11 protein-coding genes and 5 pseudogenes are annotated in these 15452 nt (G+C 61.8%); 8 read left to right on the top strand and 8 right to left on the bottom strand.

The features are described from left to right. Positions 1-494 precede the first annotated feature (494 nt). Positions 495-701 (bottom strand): annotated as a pseudogene (locus ABIF91_RS00470) (transposase); the annotation flags it as partial. Positions 702-804: 103 nt separating this feature from the next. Here ABIF91_RS00470 and ABIF91_RS00465 point away from each other — a divergent pair. Next, complete coding sequence (locus ABIF91_RS00465) at positions 805-1842, top strand: Gfo/Idh/MocA family protein (RefSeq protein WP_256461586.1); 1038 nt, start codon at positions 805-807, stop codon at positions 1840-1842. 111 nt (positions 1843-1953) lie between these two features. Continuing rightward, positions 1954-3471, top strand: coding sequence for a GMC oxidoreductase (locus ABIF91_RS00460; RefSeq protein ID WP_028154243.1), 1518 nt, complete (start codon positions 1954-1956; stop codon positions 3469-3471). A gap of 93 nt (positions 3472-3564) precedes the next feature. Here the strand turns inward: ABIF91_RS00460 and ABIF91_RS00455 are convergent. From ABIF91_RS00455 to istA (ABIF91_RS00435), 5 genes and pseudogenes are all read right to left on the bottom strand, one after another. Beyond that, a pseudogene (locus ABIF91_RS00455) lies at positions 3565-3888 on the bottom strand (NAD(P)-binding domain-containing protein); the annotation flags it as partial. A gap of 87 nt (positions 3889-3975) precedes the next feature. After that, entirely contained in the window at positions 3976-5298 is a 1323-nt protein-coding gene (locus ABIF91_RS00450) for an MFS transporter (RefSeq protein WP_424578665.1), read from the bottom strand. Between the two features lie 94 nt (positions 5299-5392). Beyond that, positions 5393-5840: pseudogene (locus ABIF91_RS00445) on the bottom strand (dihydroxy-acid dehydratase); the annotation flags it as partial. 97 nt (positions 5841-5937) lie between these two features. After that, positions 5938-6698: pseudogene (gene istB, locus ABIF91_RS00440) on the bottom strand (IS21-like element ISFK1 family helper ATPase IstB). 18 nt (positions 6699-6716) lie between these two features. Further along, positions 6717-8258 (bottom strand): IS21-like element ISFK1 family transposase, encoded by a 1542-nt coding sequence (gene istA / locus ABIF91_RS00435; RefSeq protein WP_424578664.1) that lies wholly within the window; start codon positions 8256-8258, stop codon positions 6717-6719. 288 nt (positions 8259-8546) lie between these two features. On the opposite strand from istA (ABIF91_RS00435), the gene ABIF91_RS00430 reads away from it, so the two are divergent. The 4 genes from ABIF91_RS00430 (at position 8547) to tnpB (ending at position 11968) form a co-directional block, all read left to right on the top strand. Next, positions 8547-8948, top strand: coding sequence for a transposase (locus ABIF91_RS00430; protein ID WP_424578663.1), 402 nt, complete (start codon positions 8547-8549; stop codon positions 8946-8948). A 19-nt stretch (positions 8949-8967) separates the two neighbouring features. Then, a complete protein-coding gene (gene istA / locus ABIF91_RS00425; RefSeq protein ID WP_424578662.1) occupies positions 8968-10725 on the top strand; it encodes an IS21-like element IS1631 family transposase in 1758 nt (585 codons plus the stop codon). A gap of 4 nt (positions 10726-10729) precedes the next feature. Then, complete coding sequence (gene istB, locus ABIF91_RS00420; protein WP_038952109.1) at positions 10730-11497, top strand: IS21-like element IS1631 family helper ATPase IstB; 768 nt, start codon at positions 10730-10732, stop codon at positions 11495-11497. Positions 11498-11659: 162 nt separating this feature from the next. Beyond that, positions 11660-11968 carry an IS66 family insertion sequence element accessory protein TnpB gene (gene tnpB, locus ABIF91_RS00415; protein WP_060907863.1) on the top strand — a complete coding sequence of 103 codons (309 nt, stop codon included), beginning with the start codon at positions 11660-11662 and terminating at the stop codon, positions 11966-11968. On the opposite strand, the gene ABIF91_RS00410 is transcribed toward tnpB, so the two are convergent. Together ABIF91_RS00410 and ABIF91_RS00405 are read right to left on the bottom strand one after the other, a co-directional pair. Continuing rightward, positions 11956-13644, bottom strand: coding sequence for a recombinase family protein (locus ABIF91_RS00410; protein ID WP_424578661.1), 1689 nt, complete (start codon positions 13642-13644; stop codon positions 11956-11958). The two genes, tnpB and ABIF91_RS00410, sit on opposite strands and share 13 nt — an antisense overlap. Further along, positions 13629-14042 carry a recombinase family protein gene (locus ABIF91_RS00405; protein WP_424578660.1) on the bottom strand — a complete coding sequence of 138 codons (414 nt, stop codon included), beginning with the start codon at positions 14040-14042 and terminating at the stop codon, positions 13629-13631. Before ABIF91_RS00405 ends, ABIF91_RS00410 begins: the two co-directional genes overlap by 16 nt. A 558-nt stretch (positions 14043-14600) precedes the next feature. Here ABIF91_RS00405 and ABIF91_RS00400 point away from each other — a divergent pair. Both ABIF91_RS00400 and ABIF91_RS00395 read left to right on the top strand, forming a co-directional pair. Continuing rightward, positions 14601-15098 (top strand): annotated as a pseudogene (locus tag ABIF91_RS00400) (IS66 family transposase zinc-finger binding domain-containing protein); the annotation flags it as partial. Positions 15099-15168: 70 nt separating this feature from the next. Next, positions 15169-15396, top strand: coding sequence for a hypothetical protein (locus tag ABIF91_RS00395; RefSeq protein WP_035696668.1), 228 nt, complete (start codon positions 15169-15171; stop codon positions 15394-15396). The last annotated feature ends 56 nt before the right edge of the window (positions 15397-15452 follow it).

Below are 15452 nucleotides of genomic sequence, written 5' to 3'. Positions count from 1 at the left end.
AACTGGATCGGTTCAACAGGGCGGTCGGCCCTTGGAAATCTCTCCGCTAGACAGCGTCGCCTCCCCTTCCAGCCTCCAGCACCGGCTGATCGGTCGCTCTCTTTGCGGATTTGAACCATTTCGCGGGCAAACCCAGCACATAGCCGCGCCGTCTGAGATCCTGACAAGTCTTGCTCAGCGTCGCCGCGATGATCTCCTCTGACGTTCGATTCCCTAACAAATGCCAGAAGATCTCGTCCTGCTCGCGTGTCCAGCCTCATCGCCATGAAGGCGCTCGGCCGGCGCGAGCGCCCTATTAGATGCGGTAGGTGATTAGCCTCCGTAACGAGACTATCAAATTGGCTGCGACTTCAGGGTCAAGGGGAGCGTTCCTCCTAAAACTACGACATGCCATGGCACCATTTGTCTGGGCCACCAGGAGGAATTTCGCGATGAACTGCAACAAGAAAATGTGTGTCGCGGGTATCGCTGCGTTCGGGACGCACGCTGGCTCAACGCAGCGTCGCGAACTCGGCAGTGGCCAATTCCCGGGCTTTGGGAATGGCGTCGCGCACGGTCAGCATCGGCCAATAAGCGGGCGTATGGAGCACGAGACGGACCTGGTCGGCGAGCGCCGAACGACAGCTGGTGCGGTCGGAGGCGAGCTGCGTCTTATGCAGCTTGATCAGATTCTCGGCTTGGCCGCGGGGGCTGAGCAGATCAACGAGGGCGAGCGTCATCTCGAGAGTTACGTGAGCGAAGCGCGGTTGGTCGTTCGGGAGAGTTGGGGAGCGGAATTCAAACGGAGATAGCATCTTGAGTGGCCTGCGTTGGGGATTGATCGGTGCAAGTACAATCGCGCGCGAGTGGATGATCGAGGCCATCCGCGGAGCGGCTGGCGAGGTCGGGGCTGTGATGAGCAGCGATCCGGAGCGGGCGCAGCGATTTGCCAGCGAGAACGGGATCGCGATAGCAACAACCAGCCTCGACGCGTTGCTCGGAAGCGGTATCGATGCGGTCTACATCTCGACAACAAATGAGCATCATTGTTCGCAAACGCTGGCCGCGGCCGCGGCCGGCAAGCATGTGCTGTGCGAAAAGCCGCTCGCGCTGAACTTGCCGGACGCGAGGCGAATGGTTGCGGCCTGCAAGGCGGCAGGAGTGCAGATGGGGACAAACCATCATTTGCGCAACGCGGCCACCCATCGCGCAATTCATGCCGCGATCAAGGCGGGCCACATCGGCAAGCCTCTATTCGCCCGCGTTTTTCATGCGGTCTATCTTCCGCCGCACCTGCAGGGCTGGCGGATTGAGAGGCCGGAAGCGGGCGGCGGCGTCGTGCTCGATATCACCGTTCATGATGTCGACACCTTGCGTTTCGCGCTCGACGAAAATCCTGTCGCCGTGACCGCGATGACGTCGCGGGGTGGTATGGGCCAGGCAGGCCTCGAAGACGGCGTCATGGGAGTGGTCCGCTTCGAGAACGGGCTGATTGCCCAGTTCCACGATGCCTTCACGACAAGATACGCGGTGACCGGCTTCGAGGTGCATGGCGAAGAGGGATCGCTGATCGGGACCGACTGCATGACCCAGGTGCCCAAGGGCGAGGTCTTGCTGCGGACCAGGGACGACGAAAGGCAGCTCTCGACCGCGCACGAGAATCTCTATCTACGGGCGGTGCGCCTGTTCGGCGACGCGGTTGCCGCCCGTGGCGCGCCGTCGGCTACGGGCGAAGACGGGATCAAGTCGCTGAGCGCCGCCCTGTCGACGCGCGAGGCTGCCCGAACGGGGCGCGAGGCTCCCATCGATCTGACGACCCGAGGCGCATATGGCACGAACGAAGATCTTGCGCATGCGCGCTGATGCTGACGTCCGGCTCGGACAACCGCACACTCTTGCGTTCAACCTCGACAAGGCGGTGCTGTTCGACCCAACGACCACGCGCCGTATCTGATCGAGTGGTGCGAGGCCTGCATGAAGATCACGGAGACAACCGATGTCCTCGTCATCGGGTCTGGAATGGGCGGTGCGAACTTTGCCGCGGGTCTGGCGCCTACGGGCGCAAAGATCGTGATCCTCGAGCGCGGCCAGCGTCTGCGCGATAGCGAGGCTGCGCGGGACGCAAGGGCGATCTTTCAGCGCGGGGTGTTCCGGCCGCAGGAGTCCTGGGTCGATGGGGCGGGGAAGGCCTTCAATCCCGGCAACTACTACTGCGTCGGCGGCAATACCAAGCTCTACGGGGCGGTCCTGATCCGCTACCGCGCTCAAGACTTCGCGCCCATCGCGCACCGCGATGGAACGACGCCGGGCTGGCCGTTCAGCTATGGCGAACTGGAGCCATGGTATACCCGGGCGGAACAGCTCTACAACGTGCGCGGCGCGCTCGGAGACGATTCCTCGGAGCCTTTTCACTCCGCGCCCTATCCGTTCGGCCCCGTGCCGGATGAGCCGGCGATTGCGGCGGTACGGCAGCGGCTCAAGAAGATCGGGCTCAAGCCGTTTACACTGCCGCTTGGCATCGACATCGAGACATGGCTCAAACGTGCCAAGACTCCGTGGGATGCATTCCCCGACGCCGGGCACGGCAAGATGGATGCCGAATCCTGCGGGCTTGCCTGTGCTCTCGCCCATGACAATGTCGCGCTGCGCGAAGGTGCGCAGGTCAAGCGGCTGGTCGTCGAGCCGGACGGCAAACGCATTGCCGGCGTTGAGGTCATTCAGGCCGGTGAGCGGACCATGATCGGCGCCGGCATCGTGGTGCTCGCGGCGGGCGCCGTCAATTCGGCCGCACTGCTTCTGCGCTCGTCACAGGCCGGCATCGCGAACCGCGCCGATGCAGTCGGCCGTTATTTCATGAACCACAATTCCTCGGCTGTGCTGGCGATCGATCCGCGCGTCGTCAACAATTCGATCTACCAGAAGACGATCGGCACCAACAATTTCTATCTCGATGATGGGCACGGCGGACCGCCGCTGGGCAACATCCAGTTGCTAGGACGTGTCACCGCGCCGATTTTGAAGGCCAACATGCCGCTCGCGCCGGAATTGGCGCTTGGGCTGATGAGCCGGCATGCGGTCGACTGGTACGTGATGAGCGAGGATCTGCCGGGCGCCGAGAGCCGTGTGACGGTCGATGGTGCGAATATCCGGCTCGACTGGCAGCGCTCGAACTGGACGACCCATTTGGCGCTGGTGGCGACGTTGAAGGAACGGCTGCGGGCCGCAGGTTATCCGATCGTACTGTCAAAGGCGTTCGACCGGCGCACGCCCTCGCATCAGTGCGGGACAGTACGCATCGGCCTCGATCCCGCGACATCACCGCTCGATCCGTTCTGCCGCTCCTTTGATCACCCCAATCTGTTCGTTGTCGATGCGTCGTTCCTGCCGACTTCGGCGGCGGTGAACCCGTCGCTGACGATCGCCGCCCAGGCGTTGCGCGTCGCGGATCATGTCGCGAGGACCGATCTTCGAACTCATGGGGTCATGAGATGACGGTTTACGACTACATCGTTGTCGGCGCCGGCTCGGCCGGCTGCGTGCTCGCCAACCGTCTGAGCGCGATGCGTCGACCAGATGCTGCTGCTCGAGCGCCTTGGCATGCGCGATAGTGCTGAGGTCCACCACGACGGCCCCGTCAGCCAGCGTCGCCGCAACGTTATTCGCTCCAAACAAGGCGTTCTCGACCACATCTCCGTCCGGCAGGCAGAGGAACAACACCTCGGCACCCGCAATCTTCTTGGGATCCGTGGTGGCGACGAGCCCCGGCGCCACAAGCCCTTTGACGCGCTCAGGATCAATATCGAATGCCACTATGTTTTCGGCGTCGGACGCACGCTTGTTCGCAAGGTGGAGCGCCATCCAGTGGCCCATATCTCCGAGTCCGATGAACGGAATGTGTCGTATCGTCATGTGATCTTCTCCACCAGAATGAGATGTCGGACAGGGAACACCTGCACGACGCTTGTTTTGGCCGTGATAGATTTCAACGTAGGTGTGCTATGCGCCCCGAATGCCTGCGGGACTTGCTCCCGGCGCGGTTTTGCGCGCTTGCGTGAAGCGTGCATTGACGACGAGCAGCGTCAACGCGGCCGCGATGAGCGCAAGAAGGCCGAGGAAATAGAGACCGGATTGGTAGCTGTGCGTGGTTTCCCGAATCCAACCGACCATGTAAGGGCCTACAAACCCGCCGAGGTTTCCGATCGAGTTGATCAGCGCGATGCCGCCCGCTGCGGCGCTGCCGGTGAGGAACATGGAAGGCAGCGGCCAGAACGGCGCCTTCGTCCCGTAGATGCCGATTGCAGCCAGAGCCATGACAGCGACGGCGAGGAACGAACCGGTCAAGAGCCCGGAGCCGACCAGGCCGAAGCCGGTGAGAGCGAGCGCCGCGAACAGCGTGTACCGGCGCTCTTTATACTTATCCGACACGTACCCAAATATGATGATGCCCACGGTCCCAAAAATATAGGGAATGGCCGTCAACAAGCCGGTTTGCATGTCTGAAAGGCCGAGTTTCTTGAGAATCTGCGGAAGGAAGAACGCGAGACCGAGATTCGCGGTGGTATTCGCAAAATAGATGAATGCCAACGCGAGCAAACGGGGATCTGCGAAAGCCTGGAGAGCCTTTGTCCCGTGGACCGCGGCTACGGCTTTATGTTCGCGTTCAATGGTCTCCTGCAGCCAAGCACGCTCCTCAGTGCCCAGCCATTTGGCATCACGCGGCCGGTCGGGCATGACAGCCAGGAACACGAGGCCGAACAGGATCGCCGGCACTCCCTCAATGATGAAAAGCCATTGCCACCCCTTCAGCCCTGCAATGCCGTCCATTTGGAGGACAGCCGTCGAGAGCGGCGCGCCGAGTGCAAGCGAGACGGGGATCGCGACCATAAAGGCCGCGATGATCCGGGCCCTATATTGCTGAGGAAACCAATACGTCAGGTAGAGGATCACGCCCGGGAAGAACCCAGCCTCAGCGACGCCCAAGAAGAACCGGGCCACAATAAAGCTCGTGGGGCCTTGCACGAAAGCCATACCGGCCGACAGCACGCCCCATGAAATCATGATGCGTGCAATCCACCTGCGAGCCCCGACTTTCTCCAGCATGAGGTTGCTAGGAATCTCGAAAATGAAATAGCCGAAGAAGAACACGTCCGCGCCAAAGCCATAAATGTAGGACGAAATCCCGAGGTCGGGATTCATCTTGAGCGCGGCAAAGCCGATGTTGATGCGGTCGATGTAAGCCAGGATGTACGAGATGAAGAGAACCGGCATAAGCCGGATGAAGACTTTTTTGATCGTTGCACCCTGATTGATCTCTGTCATTTCCATCCCCAACTCGTTTGTTTCTTGTGAGAGCGTCAAAATGGGTATGCTGTCCCCTCTTCGGAGAGCGGATACCAACAGGCCATCTGTCTCATCACCCCGAACTATGCTCGCCAGGGTCGACAGGAGAGTGGTCGGCCGTCAGGAAGTCGAAGTCGCAGCCTTCGGGTGCTTGCGTGACAGTTCGGCGATAGAGCGCCTTGTAGCCCCGGCGTGGAGCCGGCGGTGGGGTGAACCCTGCCAGGCGTTGTGCAATCTCGTCCGGCTCGACTAGAAGGTCGATCCGCTTTGTTCTCGATGGAGAGGCGGATGCGGTCTCCGTTGCGCACCGCGGCGAGCGGGCCGCCGACCGCAGCCTCCGGCGCAACATGCAGTACGATGGACCCGAAGGCGGTGCCTGACATGCGCGCATCGGAGATGCGCACCATATCCTTGACACCGGCCTGGGCGAGCTTCTTCGGAATGGGAAGGTAGCCAGCTTCCGGCATGCTCGCCGCGTGCGGGCCTGCGTTCTGCAGGACGAGGATGTCGTCGGGCTTAACTGCGGATTTCACGGATCGTGAGCATCGATTTCGCGCGATCGTGAGCACTGAATTCAGACGATCGTGAGCAGCCCGCTACGGCCGATGGGAGATAGAGTCAGTGTTCTGGTTGGCCGTCAAGGGTGATGGTTTTGGCGCTGCGTTTTCGCATGCTTTCTCCGGTGAGCTGGAGGCGGTGGGCGTTGTGGACGAGGCGATCGAGAATGGCGTCGGCGACCGTGGGGTCCCCAATGGCTCCATGCCAGGTGTCCACGGGGAGCTGACTTGTGACGATGGTGGATGCGCGGCCATGGCGGTCCTCGAGGATTTCGAGCAGATCGCGGCGTTCCGCGGCGGTGAGCACCGATAGTCCCCAATCATCCAAAATCAGAAGCTGAGCGCGGCCGAGGCTTTTGAGGAGCCGGGCGTAACGTCCGTCTCCGCGCGCGAGCGCGAGCGCCTCGAACAGCCTTGGAACGCGATGATAGAGGACTGATCGGTTGTCGCGGCAGGCCTTGTGGCCGAGCGCGCAGGCTAACCAACTTTTGCCCAGGCCGGTTGCCCCGGTGACGAGCAAATTCTCGTGGCGATCGATCCAGCGACCTTCGACGAGTTTGGCGAAAACGGCGCGGTCGATGCCCCGCGGGGGGCGCAGATCGACGTCCTCGACGCAAGCAGTCTGGCGCAGTGCGGCGATCTTGAGGCGCGTGGTGAGCCGCCTGGTGTCGCGTTCGGCGGCTCGCGGTCGACCAACAGGCCGATGCGATCTTCGAACGGCAGGGCTTCGAGATCGGGCGATCGGCGCTGCTCCTCGAAGGCCTTGGCCATTCCGGTCAGGCCAAGCTCGATCAGCCGTTCGTGGGTTGGGTGGTTAAGCATGCCGGGTCTCTCCTTGCTTCAGTGGAAGTAGTCGCGTCCGCGGATGTTGCCGTGGCGCAGGGGCTGGTGCTCGAAAGATTCGTCGAAGAACGTGCGATCGAGGCCGTTCTGGAGGATCGATCTAATCGAGGCGACGGAGCGCGCCTTGATGAGGATGCCCCTCCGGCAGGCTGCGTCGAGGCGTTCGGCGCCGTAGCTTTTGACGAGCGCCAGAATGCCAAGGCAGGTTCGAAAGCCTTGTTCTGGATGGGGGCGGGCGTCGATCACGGCCTGGAAAAACGCTGCTGTCGAAGGACCGATCCGCTCGCCGGCGGCGATCACCGCGGCGGGGGTCCATTTGCCGTAGCGGCGATGGGCGCTGGGCATGTGGTCGGCGATGGTGGTGTGTCCGCGTCGGTTGGGCGCGCGGGCATGGCTGGCGATCCGCTGGCCCTTGTGGAAGATCTCGACCGTCCGATCGTCGATACGGGCATCGACCAGCTCGCCAATCAGACGATACGGCGCGGAGTACCAATGGCCGTCGACCTCGACATGATAATCGGGAGCGAGGCGGCAGCGCTTCCAGCGTGCGAAGGCATAAGGCTGATCTGGCAGCGGGGTTAGCTTGGGTTTGTCGAGTTCGGCAAACAGTTCGGCGCGGCTTGAGCCGAAGCCACGCATTTGACGAGCATTGAGTTCGTCGACGAGTGTCTTGATGGCGGCGTTGAGCTCGGCCCGGGAAAAGAAGCGCTGATTGCGCAGCCGGGCCAGAATCCAGCGCTGGGCGATTTGCACCGCGACCTCGACCTTCGCCTTGTCTTTTGGGCGCCGCGGCCGTGCGGCGAGAATGGCCGTGCCGTAATGGCTCGCCATCTCGGCATAAGTGCGATTGAGGCCGGGATCGTAGCGGTCGGGGTTGCTGACGGCGGCTTTGAGGTTGTCGCAGACCACGAACGTCGGCGTTCCGCTCAAAAACGTGAACAAGTTGACGTGGGCCCGGATCCAGTCGGCCAAGCTCTCGCTGGGGCAGGCCTCGGCGTAGGTGTAGTTCGAAGCGCCCATCGCCGCGACGAACAGCTTCATCGGCTGCACTTCCCCGGTCAGGGGATCGACGATGTCGATGGTGTCGCCGGCGAAATCCACGAACACCTTCTCGCCGCCCAGATGAATCTGCCGCATCGAAGGTCGGACCCGCCCCTTCCAGGCCTCGTAGGTAGTGCAGAACCACGTGTACCCGAAACCGTCGGGATTAACGGCGCGATACTCCTCCCAGAGCAGGCGACCGGTTACGTTGCGCCGGCGGAGCTCTTTATCGATGTAGCTCCAGTCGGGCACCGGCCGCTGCGGGCTCTGAGACGCTGGTCGTGGGGCCGGGAAAAGCAAAAGCTCCAGGTCTTCATCGGTCATTCCCTCCGGAAGCGGCCAGCTCAACCCAGCAGAGCGGGCGCGGCTCAGGTAGCTGTGCACAACGCCGTTGCTGACGCCCACGCTCCGCGCGATGGCCCGCTCTGGCAGGCCTTGAAAATGTTTTAACCGAAGGACTTCCTTGATCCGGCGCATCGACAATCTCTGGGTAGGCATTGGACTTCCTCGTTAACCACGAGGTCATCCCTAAGCCGGTTGAGTTGTCGGCCGAAGCGCTGCAAGGCTCCGAAAGCCTTGCTCACGATCCCGCGAAATCGTTGCTCACGATCGTCTGAAATCTCTGCTCACGATCCCCTGAAATCCGCGCTCACGATCCCGCGAAACGCGCAGCTTAACGTCGAGGTCCGTAAGCGGAGCTTTTCTCCCATTTGATTGACTGGTTTCGCTTCGGCTTTCGCTCTGCGATCCTTGGCTTGTCAGAGAGCCGAGAGGAGACTGAAGGCGATGGAACAATCGGGGGAGGAAGCCGAAGCTGATGGCTTTGTGGGGAAGCTTACGCGCCGGACGCGTTCTGGAGGCCGGTTATGGTCTGCGGAGATCAAGGGGCGCGCTGTTTTCGAGAGCATGAAGCCCGACGCCCGGGTATGTGATGTCGCACGGCGTTATGGTGTGAAGGCCCAGCAGTTGACGACGTGGCGCAGATTGGCGCGTGCTGGCCGGCTCGCATTGGTCACGGACGACGCGGCGGATTTCGTGTCGATCGAGCTGAGCGATCCAGTGGCGTCAGGCAAGAGCGAGGGGCCCGTCGAGATTACGATCCCCGTGGGTCGGTCAAAATCCCCCGGGTATGGTCACTTGAAACTCCCCCACCTGATGATCGCCGTCAGCGCCGCTGAACAGCAGTAGCCGGTCAGGCAGGACGTTTATGTTCGACCCCTTTAGCCAGCAAGGGGCCGGGGAGTTGAACGTCTTGAAGCGACATCTGCAAAGCACCGTACTTACATTACTTGATCGCAACACCAGCCAGCGCGAGATTCACCGGCTGACGGGTGTCGATCGCAAGACGATCCGGCGTTATCAGGCGCTGCGGGCCGGTGCGGAGGCAAATTCCCCCGGGGAAGTGACCACCGGCTCGGTGAGCGCGGACGGCCAAATTCCTCCACCCCGACCACCGGCTTTTGGGACATCGGAAGCGACGGTCACCAGCAGCCTGGCCCGTTCGGCTTGCGAAGCGCATCGGACGTGGATCGAAGAACAGGTCCGGCTGAAGCGGAACGCGCAGGCGATTTACCAGGACCTGGTTGATCAATTTGGCTTTCCGTCCAGCTACCAGAGTGTCAAGTGGTTTGTGCGCCGGTTGCGGCACGCTGATCCTGAGCAGTTTGATCGTCTTGAGTTCCTCCCCGGCGAGGAAGCTCAGGTCGACTATGGCGAGGGCGCGCCGACGGTTGATCCGAAGAGCGGGCGGTACCGTCGTCCCCGCCTGTTCGTGATGACGCTACGCTACTCGCGGCGCAGCTTCCGGCGGGTAGTCTGGAAGTCCAGCCAACAAGTCTGGGCGCAGCTCCACGAAGAGGCGTTCCGGTATTTTGGCGGGGTCCCCAGCTATGTCGTGCTCGACAACCTGAAGGAAGGCGTCCTCAAGCCGGATTTGTACGAGCCCCAGCTCAACCCGATTTACAGCGCGATGCTGGCTCATTACGCCGTGGTCGCCGATCCCGCGCGCGTGGCCGATCCAAATCGGAAAGGATGCGTCGAGAATGCGATTCAACATACCCAGGGCACTGCGCTGGCCGGACGGCGCTTCGAGACGCTGGAGGCGCAAAACGAGTTCTTGAGGCACTGGGAGGAGAACTGGGCTTCCAAACGCATCCACGGCAGCACGCGCCGTCAGGTCGAGGCGATGTTCCAGGAAGAGAAGCCGCACCTGCGGCCGCTGCCTGTCGCTCCCTTCCGCATCTTCACCGAAGTCGTCCGGACTGTCTGCGACGACACCACCGTACGCGTCGACAACAGCTATTACGCCGCGCGGCCCGCGCCGATCGGCAGCCAGGTCGTCGTGCGCATCTACACCACCACGATCGAGATCCGTGATCGCCACACCCGTGCGCTGCTGCGTGTTCATTCCCGGATGGCGCACCCCGGTTCTGTCGTCCTGCCGACCAGCGAACGGCCGTTCAACCCGTCGCGGCAAACCGCCGTGCTGCTGGCGAGCGCCGAGCGCATCGGACCGCAGACCAGGGCCTTGTGCCAGCAGGTGTTCGACACCGAAGGGCGCCCCGGACAGCGCGCGATGTGGGGCATTGTCGGGCTGGGCCGGAAGTATCCGGCGCGGCTGGTCGAGCAGGCCTGCGCGCACGCCATCGACAACCGCATCTACCGCTACAAGCACGTGCGTGCGACCGTCGAGCGGTTGTTCGAACAGGCGATCGAGCAGGTTGGAGTGACGCCACAGCCGGCATCGCCGCTCACCCAGGATCATCCGCTGATCCGTACCCCCGCGGAATACGGCGACCTCTTCAGCCGCGCTGTGCGGCGCGACGCCGACGACAATGGTCGGCAGGCCGAGGCTCACGACGATCACGCCACGGCAATCCGCGCTCGTGTCGCCTGCGCAACCCCGGCCAACTCCGGCGCCACGAGCGCTCCCGCTGCACCTTCTCACCTTAAACTGGAGACCTAGCCACATGATGACCATGCCGGAAATTGAGCGTTGCCTACGACAGCTGCGCCTGTCGGGTGTCCGCGACACGCTGCAGACGCGCGTGCTCCAGGCGCAGGGCGCCAACCAGCCCTTCCTCGAGACCTTCTCCCTTATCCTGCAGGATGAACTGGACCGTCGTCAGTCCCGTCTTATCGAGCGGCGATACCAGCAATCCGGGCTCGACGAAAAGCTGACGCTCGCCGAGTTCGACTGGTCCTTCAATCCCAAACTGCCACGTCAGACCTGCTTCCAGCTCCACACCCTGGCGTTCATTGCCGCTGGCGAGAACGCTCTGCTTGTTGGCAAACCTGGCACCGGGAAGTCGCACATCGCCAAGGCGATTGCCTATCAGGCGATCCTGCAAAGCCACAAGGTCCAGTATCTTGAGACCGACGACTTCTTCCACCGCTACGCCCTGAACTCTCCGGCACAACGCGAGGTCCGGCTGCGAACCATCATCGACTGCGATCTCCTCGTGCTGGACGATCTATTCCTCGCACGCGCCATCCCCGACGACGCCGGCACTTTGCTGCAGACCCTGATCCATCAGCGTTACAAACTGCGCCGCAGCGTCATCGTCACCTCCAATCGCGTCGTGCAGGATTGGGGGGCATACCTTGGGGACAACACTATGAGCACGACGATCCTCGATCGCCTTATGCATCATTGCCATCTGCTTGAGTTCGACGGACGCAGCTATCGGCTCAAAGAAGCCGCTGAAGCTCTTGCCCGGGAAACAAACTCAAACTAACAGTCCCTTGTCCTGCCTCGCGGGTGGAGGAATTTGACTGACCACACCCGGAGGAATTTGAAGTGACCCGCGGGGTACGATTGGCAAGGTTTCGGTCCGCCTGGATGCGGACGTGTCGGCGGTGCGGATCGCGGAGATCGTGACTGCGATCGAGCGCGGCGCATGATCATTCCGGCGCAGGGACTGCGGATTGTGCTTGCTGTGCGTCCTGTTGACTTCCGGTGCGGGCACGACGCGCTGGCCGGTCTTGTGCAAAACACGCTTGGGCTCGATCCGCATTCGGGCCTGATCGTGGTTTTTCGTTCGAAGCGCGCCGACCGGCTGAAGATTTTGCTATGGGACGGCACGGGCCTCGTTTTGGTCTACAAGCGCCTTGGCCGCGATGGTCGTTTCGAGTGGCCGCAGATCAGCGACGGCGTCATGCATCTGACGCGCGTGCAGTTCGAAGCGCTGTTCGATCACCCATGTTGATGCCCCTCCTTGTTAGGCTGACAGATTCTTAGATCAAGTTGCGCGATGACGTGGTTTCGAAGGTCTCCGATGGCGTGAAGAACGGATGGTGTATTCGGGAAGAGATAGGCGCCGCTGGGCTGGCGATCAATTAGCAAACGCTTGGTTCGGATCTGAACATAGAGCCAGTTTACTGGAATCTCGAGCCTTCGGGCCAGTTCGGGCGGGCTGAGGTATGAGTCGTCATGCTCCCATCGGCTGCGCTGGGCAGTTACCTTGATGGCGGCGGCACGACGGAGCCGCCCAACGGTGATAGGCAGCACCTTATCGGCGCAACGGGGAGAGCGGTGACCTTCCCGAGTAAGGATTGTGGCGATCTTGTCGTCTGGGACGCCGTCGCGAGCGAGCGTCAGAAGGCGTTCCCGCATCTCTGTGCCTCGCGTCAATCTGGTGACGGAGTTGACGCTCATCTTCACTTCGAGCTCCGTCACGGCGCCTCCCCGCCAGACGATCCTAGCCAGGGCCAAGTCGCGCTCACCGCGGTCGAGAACGACCTTTTCGATGAGACATCGCAACAACGCCTTGCGATGCGCATCCGAGATAGTCTCGTCACCCCATATCTGCGGGAGGCGGCCGGTGAGGCTGATGACCTTGTCGTTGAGCTCCTTGCTTATGGCCACTTGTGTGATGGCTTTGGGCGGCGTCTGTCGGGCAAGCGCCTCTTCGGCGGCGCGCACGTCGTTTAGCGCCGCTTCCCATCGACGCTCGAGTTCCGAGGCGACCAACCGATTATCTGGATCAGCTCGGTTGAACTGCCGTTCGGCGAGCGCCGCCGTGTATCGCTTGCGCTCGAGCTCTCGTTCTGCACTGGAGCGTAGCGCATTGTTCGTCTGCTGCTGCACCCGGCGGGAGCGCGACAAGGCATCGAGTTCGGCCGGCGCTAGTGCGGTTAGGAATGCGTCGCCAACGGCTGCATCGATATGGGCGGCGCGGATGTGTTGGCAGGTTGGCTGACCTTCCTGGGTACGCAGGTGATTGCATACATATTCGCCGCCGCCCTTGTAGCGGACGTACATCTTATGGCCACATCGTGCGCACCAGGCAATGCCGTGGAGCAGGAGCTCGCCATTGCGAGGCGCGCCGCGGGTTTTGATGCGCATGTATTCGGCTCGGTTATCTCTGATGACGGATCGGATTTTTTCATAAATTGGCCAGTCGATATAGGCTGGATATCGATCTTTAACGACGATCCGCCACTCCTCCATCGGCCGCGGAGCCTTTTGTGGCAGGGCCCCCTCCCGCTTCGGCGGCCGGAAGCGGGTTCGTCCATAGACAAAGGCGCCCGCGTATGCGGGGTTCTTCAAGATCGCCGCGACGGCAGCCAGCGTCGCGCGCGTCCAGCACAAATCGCCATATCGATCACGACGCGGCAGTTCCAGGTCACGCTCGTTCAACGCTCGCATGACCTTGGCAACGCTGCGCAGCTGCAGGAATAACTGGAAGACGAGACCGAGCCGCCCTTGCACGGCCATGTCGGGATCCTTAACGACCACACCGCTCGGGTCCCGCATCAGCCCGATTGGCAGCATAACCGCAAGTTCGCCGCGTTCGGCTTTGGCCAGCAGGCCGGCGGTCAGCCGGCTGCGGATCGTATGTAGCTCAAGCTCGGAGATCGAACCCTTCAGCCCGAGAAGCAACCGTCCGTTGGGAGTGCCCGGATCATAGACACCATCGCGTCGGCGATCAGGCAGCCACGTAGACCACAGATATCCAGGAGCGGATACCAGTCGGTACAATTACGCGCCAAGCGGGTCACGTCGATCGACAGGATGAGTCCCACTTCACTCAGGCCAACACGGCCAACGAGTTCCTTGAAGCCGTTACGCTGTGCTATAGACGCGCCGCTCAACCCGAGATCGGCATCAATCACGTCGATGGCCGCCTCACGCCATCCGAGTTCGCGGGCGCGCTGGCGAAGCGCGTATTGAAGGCGCAGGCTCTCCTGATTGCTTACGACCTGATGGGGCGTCGACTGCCGGATGTAGACTACGGCTTTGCGCGCCAAGTGGCTTGGTGTGACCAGCTCGGACTTCATGAGGGATCTCCGCCAAAATTGCGGCGACGTCTTCGACGATCTGGCGTCGGAGCGCGGGCGTCAGCGTCGACCAAAGATCGGCTGGATCCATGCTCATGTGCGTCGGGACAATCCGCTGTCGATAAAAGCTCGAGTAGAGCCTCCATACTCAGCTTAATCTGATTTGCCTCTTGCTCATAATATTCGATTGCGGTTGCTTGAATCAGAAGACTGCTTCCTGCGCGATACTCAACTTCATACGAAGCGGGAATGCCTCGGCCTCGCTGACCGATCTTCCTAATCACTCGATATGAGCGCCCCCACAAAGGATGGTGGGGGTCCCGAACCTCGACCACCTCCGGAAATGATTCGTCAGACTCACTATCAGGGACATTCCTCAATCCCCTCGTTTGAAGGGCTGAACTGGAAGCGAGTGGGCGAACGGATTGTCGCGACGCCAGCTGCGGCGAACTGACTCAGACCCGACAACCTGTTTCGCGCGGGGCTTTGGGATGATAGCTTGCGGATGTGCCGCCGTCCCCCATTGATCCCGCCCGTCTTGCAGCGCTGCCCGCCGATTTGCGCGCGCTCTTCCGCGCGCAGGAAGCGATGATTGAAGCCGAGCGTCGTCGCGCAGACGATGAATGCTCGGCGCGCCTTCATGTCGAGAGTGAACTGGCTGCGTCCAAAGAGAGCGTCGAACGCCTCGAACTGCTCGTGAAGGAGTACGAGCGCGCACGTTTCGGTAAACGCTCGGAGAAGTTCAATCCCGATCAGATGCAACTGGTTCTCGAGGACATCGAGATTGCCATCGCCGAAGTCCAGGAACGCCAGGACGATCGTGCGCGCCGCGCCGGCACGGCGCCGTCCAGCCGCCGGACCAGGCGCGCTGCCCGTGCCTTTCCCGCGCACCTGCCGCGCATCGAGCAGGTGATCGAACCCGAGAACCTCGAGTGTCCCTGCGGCTGCGGCCGGATGGTCCAGATCGGCGAGGATCGCTCCCGCCGTCTCGATGTCATGGCCGCCCAGTATCGTGTGATCGAGACGGTGCGACCGCGCTACGCCTGCGCAAAGGGCTAAATCGAGCTGGCCGCCGAGAAACTAGAGACGGTACAGGCGACACCAACATCGACGGGCATGTAAGTGGGTGATCCTCGCGCTGAAGAACGCGGTCCAGGCAGCCATGGTGCTCGCTCTCTCCGGAACCGACGGCTGCGGCGCGCTTTATCCGGAATCGCAAAAGCAAAACCGGGCCTGGCTGGCAAATCCGACGCCAGAGCGCCGCCGGCAAAGAATGGCCGATTTCAACAATTTGCTGCAGCGGATCCAGCGTGCAGAACTGCTCGATGCCCCGGTTCCAAAATTTGTTGGATAGGATCTCCGCAATCTTGAAAGACTGAATGAGCTTCGACGCCAGTTTGCCCATTACCC

Origin of the sequence: Bradyrhizobium sp. USDA 241 (genome assembly GCF_049739505.1) — a bacterium.
Lineage (GTDB): Bacteria > Pseudomonadota > Alphaproteobacteria > Rhizobiales > Xanthobacteraceae > Bradyrhizobium > Bradyrhizobium liaoningense.
Note: the sequence above shows the minus strand (reverse complement) of the source record. Positions and strands in the feature narration are given on the sequence as shown.

Excerpts from the sequence above, each read along its gene's own strand:
- ABIF91_RS00460 (WP_028154243.1), top strand. The coding sequence starts at position 1,954 with ATGAAGATCACGGAGACAACCGATGTCCTCGTCATCGGGTCTGGAATG.
- ABIF91_RS00450 (WP_424578665.1), bottom strand. The coding sequence starts at position 5,298 with ATGACAGAGATCAATCAGGGTGCAACGATCAAAAAAGTCTTCATCCGG.
- istA (WP_424578664.1), bottom strand. The coding sequence starts at position 8,258 with ATGCCTACCCAGAGATTGTCGATGCGCCGGATCAAGGAAGTCCTTCGG.
- ABIF91_RS00430 (WP_424578663.1), top strand. The coding sequence starts at position 8,547 with ATGGAACAATCGGGGGAGGAAGCCGAAGCTGATGGCTTTGTGGGGAAG.
- istA (WP_424578662.1), top strand. The coding sequence starts at position 8,968 with ATGTTCGACCCCTTTAGCCAGCAAGGGGCCGGGGAGTTGAACGTCTTG.
- istB (WP_038952109.1), top strand. The coding sequence starts at position 10,730 with ATGATGACCATGCCGGAAATTGAGCGTTGCCTACGACAGCTGCGCCTG.
- tnpB (WP_060907863.1), top strand. The coding sequence starts at position 11,660 with ATGATCATTCCGGCGCAGGGACTGCGGATTGTGCTTGCTGTGCGTCCT.
- ABIF91_RS00405 (WP_424578660.1), bottom strand. The coding sequence starts at position 14,042 with ATGAAGTCCGAGCTGGTCACACCAAGCCACTTGGCGCGCAAAGCCGTA.